The organism is Streptomyces sp. NPDC041968 (genome assembly GCF_055589025.1).
In genome coordinates, this window is record NZ_JBVJCB010000027.1 from 1 (window position 1) to 10,452 (window position 10,452).

The window sequence follows — 10,452 nt, forward strand, 5'->3', positions numbered from 1 at the left end:
GCGCCGGCAACCGAAGAGGAAGGTTGATAAGCCACGCCGACAGCCTCCCACCCACACGCCCACCACACCCACCGAACTTACGAAAAGATCAGTAATGTGGGCGGCGGTTTCGAAACCGTCCATGCCCGGCATCTGGACGTCCAGCAGGATGACCGCGAAGTCGTCCGTGAGCAGTGCTTTGAGCGCTTCTTCCCCGGACGATGCCCGCACCAGCGTCTGATCGAGCGCCGAGAGGATCGCCTCCAGCGCCAGCAGATTCTCCGGCCGGTCATCGACCAGGAGGATCTTGGCCTTCTGCACCATGGCCCGCCCTCCTCGCCCCGGCGTGGGGCCTCCCCTGTCCGCAGGACTTGGGGCAGCACCGGCGGGCGCCGCCCCAGGGGACGGCTCCCTTGCGCCGTCCGTCCTTGTGCCGGTCATCGTAGCCGCACCCCACCCGTCGACACACCCTGTCACCGCGATGTCACTGTGCACGTAGCAGAAACGCAGTGGGAGACCAGAAGGTTCCCCGAATCCCGTCCTTCTACACGACTTCGGGCACACTGAGTCAGCAACTCCGGGCGCGGTCCGAAGGTTCCCGGCACTCGCGTACACCCCACGTTCGCACACTGCCCGAACGTCCCGCGCGGGTGGTGCCCGGACGCACCACGGGCCAGGCGGCCGGACAGACCTTGGTGGTGCCCGCCCGCGCCTTACGATGCCCGCCCGGCCCTGGGCCTCACTCCTCCCGCATCCACTGCCGCATCACCGTCAGCAGATGGTCGGGGTCGACCGGCTTCGTCACGTAGTCGGACGCTCCCGACTCGATGGCCTTCTCCCGGTCCCCCTTCATCGCCTTGGCCGTCAGCGCGATGATCGGCAGCCCCGCGAACTGGGGCATCCGACGGATCGCCGTGGTCGTCGCGTATCCGTCCATCTCGGGCATCATGATGTCCATCAGGACGACCGCCACGTCCTCGTGCTGTTCCAGCACCTCGATGCCCTCACGGCCGTTCTCGGCGTACAACACGGACAGACCGTGCTGCTCCAGGACGCTGGTGAGGGCGAAGACGTTGCGGATGTCGTCGTCGACGATCAGCACCTTCTGCCCGGCGAACCGGATGCCGCGGTGTGTCTGCGGCGTCGCCTCGTGCTCGACGGCCGTCTGGTGTTCCTGCCGCACCGCGGACCCGTCCTGCTGCACCGAGGACCCGTCCTGCTGTGCCGCGGACCGGGCCTCGGCCTCCGAAACGCCCCGGCGCCGGCGCCTGAACAGCGCCGCGGCTCCGCTCTGCGCGTCCCGGTACGGCCTCACCTCGGCCGGCGGCGCCGCCTCCTCGGCCGGGGCGCCCCCGGAGGGAAGCGACTCGCCCGACGCCAGCGGCGGCAGGGCCTGCTGGTAACCGTGGGCGGGCAGCTCACTCGGGTGCAACGGCAGGTAGAGCGTGAACGTCGACCCGCGACCCGGCTCGCTCTGCGCGTGGATCTCGCCACCCAGCAGCTGCGCGATCTCCCGCGAGATGGAGAGCCCGAGGCCCGTGCCCCCGTACTTGCGACTGGTGGTGCCGTCGGCCTGCTTGAAGGCCTCGAAGATGACCCGCATCTTGCTGGCCGCGATGCCGATGCCGGTGTCGCTCACCGAGAACGCGATCAGCTCGGCGTCCGGCTCGGTCATCGAACCGGCCTCCAGCAACTGCTCCCTGATGGCGTTCGGCACGTCGTCCCGGGCCGGCCGGATGACCAGCTCGACCGCTCCCGAGTCGGTGAACTTCACCGCGTTGGAGAGCAGGTTGCGCAGCACCTGGAGCAGCCGCTGCTCGTCGGTGTGCAGCGTCGCGGGCAGCTCCGGCGAGACCCGCACCGACAGGTCGAGGCCCTTCTCCGCGGTCAGCGGCCGGAAGGTGGCCTCCACGTAGTCGACGAGCTGGACGAGCGCGATGCGCGTCGGGGAGACGTCCATCTTGCCCGCCTCGACCTTCGACAGGTCCAGGATGTCGTTGATGAGCTGGAGCAGGTCGGAGCCGGCCCCGTGGATCGTCTCGGCGAACTCGACCTGCTTCGGGGACAGGTTCGCGTCGGCGTTGTCGGCGAGCAGCTTGGCGAGGATCAGCAGCGAGTTGAGCGGCGTCCGCAGCTCGTGCGACATGTTGGCCAGGAACTCGCTCTTGTAGCGCATGGAGACCGCGAGCTGCTCGGCGCGCTCCTCCAGGACCTGCCGCGCCTCCTCGATCTCGGTGTTCTTCACCTCGATGTCGCGGTTCTGCTGCGCCAGCAGCTCCGCCTTCTCCTCCAGTTCGGCGTTGGACGACTGGAGGGCCTTCTGCCGCTGCTCCAACTCTTCGGACCGGTCCCGCAGTTGCTCGGTCAGCTCCTGCGACTGCTTCAGCAGCACCTCCGTCTTGGTGTTGACGGAGATCGTGTTGACGCTGGTCGCGATCATCTCGGCGATCTGGTTCAGGAAGTCCTTCTGGATCTGCGTGAACGGGGTGAAGGACGCCAGCTCGATCACGCCGAGCACCTGTCCCTCGAAGAGCACCGGCAGGACGATCACCTGGGCGGGCGGCGCCTCCCCGAGTCCGGAGGAGATCTTCAGGTAGCCGCTCGGCGCGTTCTCCACGAGGATCGTGCGCTTCTCCTGTGCGGCCGTGCCCACCAGCGCCTCCCCCGGCCGGAACGACGTCGGCATCGAGCCCATCGAGTAGCCGTACGACCCGAGCATGCGCAGCTCGTACTGGTCGTGCTCGGCGCCCGCCTGCTCCTGGCCGTCGACCAGCGGCATGGCGAGGAAGAAGGCACCGTGCTGCGCGGAGACCACCGGGGTCAGCTCGCTCATGATCAGCGAGGCCACGTCCTGGAGGTCCCGGCGGCCCTGCATCAGCGCGGAGATCCGGGCGAGGTTGCCCTTGAGCCAGTCCTGCTCCTTGTTGGCGATCGTGGTGTCGCGCAGGTTGGCGATCATCTTGTTGATGTAGTCCTGGAGCTCGGAGATCTCCCCGGAGGCGTCCACGTCGATCTTCAGGTTCAGGTCGCCGCGCGTCACCGCGGTCGCCACGCGCGCGATGGCACGCACCTGCCGGGTCAGGTTCCCGGCCATCTCGTTCACGGACTCGGTGAGGTCCCGCCAGGTGCCGTCGACGTCACGCACGCGTGCCTGACCGCCGAGCTGCCCCTCGGTGCCGACCTCGCGGGCCACACGGGTGACCTCCTCGGCGAAGGACGACAGCTGGTCGACCATCGTGTTGATGGTCGTCTTCAGCTCCAGGATCTCGCCGCGCGCGTCGATGTCGATCTTCTTGGTGAGGTCGCCCTTGGCGATCGCCGTCGTCACCATGGCGATGTTGCGCACCTGACCGGTCAGGTTGGACGCCATCTGGTTCACCGACTCGGTGAGGTCCTTCCAGGTGCCCGCCACACCCGGCACCTGCGCCTGGCCGCCGAGGATGCCGTCGGTGCCCACCTCACGGGCGACCTTGGTCACCTGGTCGGCGAAGGACCGCAGCGTCCGCACCATGGTGTTGAAGGTGTCGGCGAGCTGCGCGACCTCGCCGCGGGCCTCGATCGTCACCGTCCGCGTCAGGTCGCCGTTGGCGACGGCCGCGGCCACCTGGGAGATGTTCCGCACCTGGACGGTGAGGTTCTTGGCCATCAGGTTGACATTGTCGTTGAGGTCCTTCCAGATGCCCACGACGCCGGGCACGCTCGCCTGGCCGCCGAGGATGCCCTCGGTGCCCACCTCGCGGGCCACCCGCGTGACCTGCTCGGCGAAGGACGACAGCTGGTCGACCATCGTGTTGACGGTGGTGACCAGCTCGAGGATCTCGCCCTTCGCGTCGACGGTGATCTTCTTCGACAGGTCGCCCTTGGCGACCGCCGTCGTCACCTCGGCGATGTTGCGGACCTGCATGGTCAGGTTGTTCGCCATGCCGTTCACGGACTGTGTGAGGTCCTTCCAGGTGCCGGAGACGCCCTGCACCTCCGCCTGGCCGCCGAGGATGCCCTCGGTACCGACCTCCCGCGCGACGCGGGTGACCTCCTGGGCGAACGACGACAGCTGGTCCACCATCGTGTTCAGAGTGTTCTTCAGCTCCAGGATCTCCCCGCGCGCGTCCACGGTGATCTTCTGGGACAGGTCACCGCGGGCCACCGCCGTCGCGACCTGCGCGATGTTGCGCACCTGAGCGGTCAGGTTCCCGGCCATGCCGTTCACGGAGTCGGTCAGGTCGCGCCACACGCCGGCGACGCCGGGCACCTGGGCCTGACCGCCGAGGCGGCCCTCCGTACCCACTTCCCGGGCGACCCGGGTGACCTGCTCGGCGAAGGCGGAGAGCTGGTCGACCATCGTGTTGATGGTGTTCTTCAGCTCCAGGATCTCCCCGCGCGCGTCGACGTCGATCTTCTGCGACAGGTCACCCCGCGCCACCGCCGTCGTCACCTGGGCGATCTGCCGCACCTGGGAGGTCAGGTTGCCCGCCATGAAGTTGACGGAGTCCGTCAGCTCCTTCCACGTGCCCGACACGCCGTCCACCCGGGCCTGACCGCCGAGGCGGCCCTCGGTGCCCACGTCCCGTGCCATCCGCGTCACCTGGTCGGCGAAGCTGGAGAGCTGGTCCACCATCGTGTTCACGGTGTTCTTCAGCTGGAGCATCTCGCCCGAGACGTCCACCGTGACCTTCTGCGACAGGTCGCCGTTGGCCACCGCCGTCGTCACCTGGGCGATGTTGCGCACCTGGCCGGTGAGGTTGCGGAACGCGGTGTTGACGGAGTCCGTGAGGTCCTTCCACGTCCCGGCCGCCCCCGGCACCTGCGCCTGACCGCCCAGCTCACCCTCGACACCGACCTCCCGGGCCACCCGCGTGACCTCGGCACCGAAGGAGGACAGCTGGTCCACCATCGTGTTGACGGTGTTCTTCAGCTCCAGCATCTCGCCGGCCACGTCCACGGTGACCTTCTGCGACAGGTCACCGCTCGCGACGGCCGTCGTCACCGCGGCGATGTCCCGCACCTGGGTCGTCAGGTTCCGGAAGACCGTGTTGACGGAGTCCGTCAGGTCCTTCCAGATCCCCGCCGCACCCGGCACGTTCGCCTGTCCGCCCAGCTGCCCCTCGGCACCGACCTCGCTGGCCACCCGCGTGACCTCGTCCGCGAAGATCCGCAGCGTCTCGGTCATCTGGTTGATCGTCTCGGCGAGCTGCGCGACCTCGCCCCGGGCCGGCACGGTCACCTTCCGGGACAGGTCGCCGTTGGCGACCGCCGTCGTCACCTCGGAGATCCCGCGCACCTGGGCCGTCAGGTTCCCCGCCATGGTGTTGACGGAGTCGGTCAGCTCCTTCCACACCCCGGCCACGCCCGGCACCTGCGCCTGCCCGCCCAGGGCGCCCTCGGTGCCCACCTCGCGCGCCACGCGCGTCACCTCGGAGGAGAACGCGGAGAGCTGGTCCACCATCGTGTTGACGGTGTTCTTCAGCTCCAGCATCTCGCCGGCCACGTGCACCGTGACCTTCCGCGACAGATCGCCCTTGGCGACCGCCGTCGTCACCAGCGCGATGTCCCGCACCTGGGCGGTGAGCCGGTACGCCATCGTGTTGACGGAGTCCGTGAGGTCCTTCCACGAACCGGACATGCCGCGCACTCGGGCCTGACCGCCCAGCTTGCCCTCGGTGCCGACCTCGCTGGCCACCCGCGTGACCTCGTCCGTGAACGTCGACAACTGGTCGACCAGGTTGTTCACGGTCCGCCCGACCTTGAGGAACTCGCCGCGCAGCGGCTGGCCCGTGCCCTCCGCCGACTGGGTCCGCAGCTCCATGCGCGGCGACAGATCACCGTCCGCCACCGCCGACAGCACCCGGCTGACCTCGGAGACCGGCCGTACGAGGTCGTCCACCAGCGCGTTCGAGTTGTCGATCGCGGCCGCCCAGGACCCCCCGCAGGCGCCGGTCTCCAGCCGCTCCGTGAGCTTTCCTTCACGGCCCACCATGCGCCGCACCCGCGCCAGCTCACCCGTGAGGTGGAGATTGCGGTCGGCCACCTCGTTGAAGACCGCCGCGATCTCCGACATCACGCCGTCGCCGGACACCGTGAGCCGTTTGCGGAAGTTGCCCTCCCGCATCGACACCAGGGCCGCCAGCAGGCGATTCAGCGCGGCCGTGTCCACCGTCGTACTGCCACCCCGCGTCCTGCCCTGGTTACTCAGGGACTCTCCGCCCTTCGCGCGCGCCTTAGTGCCCCGCGTCGCTGCGCCAGACTCCACTGTGTCCCTCCCGCAGGGGTCGACCGTTACCGCTGTGCCCGGCTGCCACCGCTCGGCGGACCGGTTACTGCCGCGTACTTCCTGTGCTGCCGCGCGATCCGGACCGGTTCACCGGACCGCTCCCAGGGCTGCTGCCCGCCGCACTCGCTGCGCATTCAACCTGCCCGGATCCTCATGGGGAGCCTGCCCAGTGTTTCACCCCGGCAGAACCAGGCCATAACAGTTCGGCAGCTTCGCACATCGTCCGCACACCCTCTGGGCGGAAACACTGCAGACCGGCATCCGCGTGGACGGCGAAGGTAAGTAACCTTGCATGCGGCTGTCCAGCCATACCGGTCCGTCCGGCCTGGGCGGTGGCACGGAGACGAGCGGGCATCGGAGGGGCGGCCGGAATGACCACCGGACTGATCCCGGGGGAGCAGCCCCCGGATTCCGGGCCGACGGGGGATCTGCCGCAGCAGCGGCGCGAGCCGGTCGGCCGTGAGGCCGTGCAAGGGGAGAGAGGGTCGAGGAGTTCTGTGATCACCGCGCGCGCGGCCGCCAGCTTCGAGCCCGTCGGACGATCGGTGGCGAGTGCCCGGTCCTTCGTCCGCGACACGCTCCAGGGCTGGGGCCATGCCGACATCGTCGACGACGCCGTGGTGCTCACGAGCGAACTGGTGACCAACGCCGTGGTGCACGCCGGCACCACCGCCGACGTCATGTGTCTGCGCAGCGACGACGGCGTACGCATCGAGGTGGCCGACCACTACCCGGAGCGCGAGGTCCCCCTCCAGGGCTCCCCCGCCGACATGGGCAGCCCCGACCGCGAGGGCGGGCGCGGCCTCCAGCTGTGCGCGGCCCTTGCCGACCGCTGGGGCGTCGAGTACACGCCGACGCTGAAGAACGTCTGGTTCCACCTCCACCTGCCGGAGCGCGCGGTCGGCACCCGCAGCGCCGGGCCCGCCCTGCCCGCCGAGCTGCTCCCGCTCGCCGACGGCCGGGTCCGCGTCGCCGTCGTCCAGATCGACCGCACCGGCGCCGTCACGTCCTGGAACGAGGACGCCGAGGAGCTCTTCGGCTACCCCGCCGAGCAGGTCACCGGCAAGCCGCTGACCGACCTGGCCGCCTGGCCGCACACCCCGGGCACCAGCACCGGCATCGCCGAGGCCCTCCAGCTCTCCCGCTGGGAGGGCAGTTACGGCATACGGCACGCCGACGGCCGCGTCACCCCGGTCTACGCCTCCCACCTCCGGGTCCGCGACGCCGGCGGGGAGCCCTCCACGGTCTGCCTCCTCGTCCGCGACCACGAACGCGCGGTGCTCCAGACGCCGTTGCGTGTGCCGTCCTCCGACTCGGGCGCCTCCGCCGAGGGCCAGAGCACCGACCCCTTCGAGGTCTTCATCGGCTCGCCCGCCCCGGACGACCTGGACGGCCTCCTCCAGCGCACCGTCGAGCGCGCCCGCGACATGCTGGACGCCGACGCGGCCTTCCTGCTCCTGGCGACCGACGACGAGACGGAGCTGGAGGTCCGCGCCTCCACCGGCCTGCCCTCCGCCCGCCAGCGCTTCGCCCGCGTCCCCGTCGAGGCCGGCCCCGGCCGCTACGGCTCCGCGCGCATGCCGGCGGTCCACGACGACCTGGCCGCGGTCCCGGGCGCCGTCCCGCTGCTGAACGGCACGGGCATGCGCTCGGTCGTGACCGTCCCTCTCAAGGTCGAGGGCCGCCTCACCGGTTCCCTCGGTGTCGCCGCGGAGGCGTCGGGCCGGTACTCCAACGAGGAGGCGCTGCGCCTGCAGTTCGCCGCCGACCGCATCGCCCTGGCCGTCGAGTCGGCCCGTCTGGGTGAGCTGGAGCGCCTGCGCCGCGGCTCGCTGAGCTTCCTCGTCGAGGCCTCCGACCTCCTCGCCGGCACCCTGGACCGCGACCAGACCCTGGCTCTGATGGCGCAGATGACGGTCCCGACCCTGGCCACCTGGTGTGCCGTGTACACGATCGCGGACCAGGCGTCGGAGCCGTACCTCTCCTACGTCCTGCACGAGGACGAGGAGCTCATCGACGGCATCAAGTCGCTGCTGTCCAAGATCGCCCCGCCCGACCCGGTGCCCACTCCGGGCGCCCGTGTCTGGTCGGCCCCGGCCGAGATGGCCCACCAGGCGGCGCTGCGCACGTCCATGCGCGACCTCGGTCTCAGCGGCAACCCGTCCCGCCAGTTGCGCACCGGCATCGGCCCGACCCTGGCCACGGCGTCCGCGGTCGGCGGCGAGACCGTGGTCCTCCCGCTGGTGGCCCGCAACCGCGTCATCGGCATGCTGACGCTCGGCAAACCGACGGACGAGCACTTCCGCCAGGAGATCCTCGAGCTCGCCGAGGACCTGTCCCGCAGGGCCGCCCTGGCCCTGGACAACGCCCGCCTGTACTCGGAGCGCACGGCCATCAGCCAGTCCCTCCAGCGCAGCCTCCTGCCGCCGGAACTCCCCGTGATCGACGGCGTGGAGGTGGAGGTCATCTACCGCGCGGCCGGCGAGGGCAACGAGGTCGGGGGTGACTTCTACGACGTCTTCCCCATCCGCGACGACGCCTACGGGTTCGCCATCGGCGACGTCTGCGGCACGGGCCCGAACGCGGCGGCGGTCACGGGCCTGGCCCGGCACGCCCTGCGCCTGCTGGCCCGCGAGGGCCTCAGCGGTCCCGCGGTCCTGGAGCGCCTGAACTCCGCGATCCTCGACGAGGGCGCCCGCAGCCGCTTCCTCACCCTGCTGTACGGGGAGATGCGCCCGCAGGAGGACGGCAGCGCCGAGCTGAAGGTGGTCTGCGCCGGCCATCCGCTCCCCCTGCGCCTGCGGCAGGACGGCACGGTCGAACCCGCGGCGGAGCCGCAGCCCCTCCTCGGTGTCATCGAGGACCTGGAGCTGTACGAGCAGACGGTCATCCTCGACCCGGGCGATGTCCTGCTCTGTGTCACGGACGGCGTGACCGAACGCCGTGAGGGCACGCGCATGCTGGGTGACGACGGCCTCGCCGACGTCCTCACGACCTGTACAGGGCTGACGGCGGGGGCGGTGGCCGCCCGCATCATGCGCGCGGTCGAGCGCTTCGCGTCGGACGCCCCGTCGGACGACATGGCCATTCTCGCGATGCGGGTCCCGGAGCCCCACGCGGACTAGCGCGCCGGCCGTCCGGGCATGCGAAAGGCCCCGCCCATTCGGGCGGGGCCTTTTGCGCTGGAGCCCCCAAACGGAATCGAACCGTTGACCTTCTCCTTACCATGGAGACGCTCTACCGACTGAGCTATAGGGGCCTGTCGCTTTGCGGGGTTTCCCTCGCGGCAACGGAATAGATCATACCCCGAACAGAGCGGTGCTCCCAACCACGCTGTCAGAAGGCGGGCTGCAGCAAACCTCCCAGGGCGTTGCAGGCGGACACGATCCGCTGCATGTCCCGTTTGGTCAACGAGGCGTCGACCGGCAGCGCGAGGGTCTCGTCCGAGGCACGTTCCGTCTCCGGCAGGGACACGCACCGCCGGAAGCCGGGCATCCGGTGCACGGGCGTCTTCACCGGCACCCGGCACTCGACTCCCCTGCCCCGCACGGCCCGCGCGAACGCGTCCCGGTCCGGCCGCCCGTTACCGGGGACGCGCACCACGTACTGCTGATAGGTGTGCCCGTCACCCCAGTCCGGTGTGCGCACGCCTCGCAACTTCCCGTCCAGATAGGCCGCCCGCTGCCTGCGCCGCGCCGTCTCGTCGTACGACGCCTCGGATTCGCCCTGTTCCAGCACGAGCAGCCCGTGTCGCTGCCCCACTCCGTGCAACGATCCCATGTCGGCCGGCCGCCCGAAGCGGTGCACGGCGACCAGGGCCACGGTCCTGGACGTCACCGACGCCTCCACCGCGGAGGCGTCCAGGCAGTACGTGTCCGGATCTATGTCGGCGAACACCGGCAAGGCGCCGACCGCTACCACGGCCTCGGCGACCTCGACGTTGCCGAAGGCAGGTACGACGACCTCGTCACCGACGCCTACGCCGGCGGCCCTGAGCATTGCTGCGGTACCCATACGTCCGATGGTCATAGCGCAACGTGAACTTTAAGTGACGGAGAACAAAAAAGGGTTGGACCCGGAACCGAAGTTCGGGGTCCAACCCTTTGAATGATTGTTCGGCGGCGTCCTACTCTCCCACAGGGTCCCCCCTGCAGTACCATCGGCGCTGAAAGGCTTAGCTTCCGGGTTCGGAATGTAACCGGGCG

Annotated in this window: 4 protein-coding genes, 1 tRNA gene and 1 rRNA gene; 1 reads left to right on the plus strand and 5 read right to left on the minus strand. The window is 69.9% G+C overall.

Annotated elements, in window-relative coordinates; all coding sequences use genetic code 11:
* Both ACZ6EG_RS33900 and ACZ6EG_RS33905 read right to left on the minus strand, forming a co-directional pair.
* Positions 1 to 303, minus strand: a 303-nt coding sequence (locus ACZ6EG_RS33900) for a response regulator (protein ID WP_469610472.1), incomplete at its 3' end; no start/stop codon positions are given.
* Between the two features lie 415 nt (positions 304 to 718).
* A complete protein-coding gene (locus ACZ6EG_RS33905) occupies positions 719 to 6,226 on the minus strand; it encodes a HAMP domain-containing protein (RefSeq protein WP_469610475.1) in 5,508 nt (1,835 codons plus the stop codon).
* A gap of 392 nt (positions 6,227 to 6,618) precedes the next feature.
* Between ACZ6EG_RS33905 and ACZ6EG_RS33910 the strand changes: the two genes are divergently transcribed.
* Positions 6,619 to 9,372: a SpoIIE family protein phosphatase gene (locus ACZ6EG_RS33910; protein WP_391972084.1), complete on the plus strand. Its 2,754-nt coding sequence runs from the start codon at positions 6,619 to 6,621 to the stop codon at positions 9,370 to 9,372.
* 58 nt (positions 9,373 to 9,430) lie between these two features.
* Here ACZ6EG_RS33910 and ACZ6EG_RS33915 read toward each other — a convergent pair.
* The 3 genes from ACZ6EG_RS33915 to rrf all read right to left on the minus strand — a co-directional run.
* Positions 9,431 to 9,506: transfer RNA gene (locus ACZ6EG_RS33915), tRNA-Thr, on the minus strand.
* Positions 9,507 to 9,583: 77 nt separating this feature from the next.
* Positions 9,584 to 10,246, minus strand: a complete 663-nt coding sequence (locus ACZ6EG_RS33920) for a DegT/DnrJ/EryC1/StrS family aminotransferase (protein ID WP_361014852.1) — start codon at positions 10,244 to 10,246, stop codon at positions 9,584 to 9,586.
* Between the two features lie 114 nt (positions 10,247 to 10,360).
* Positions 10,361 to 10,452 (minus strand): 5S ribosomal RNA (gene rrf, locus ACZ6EG_RS33925); the annotation flags it as partial.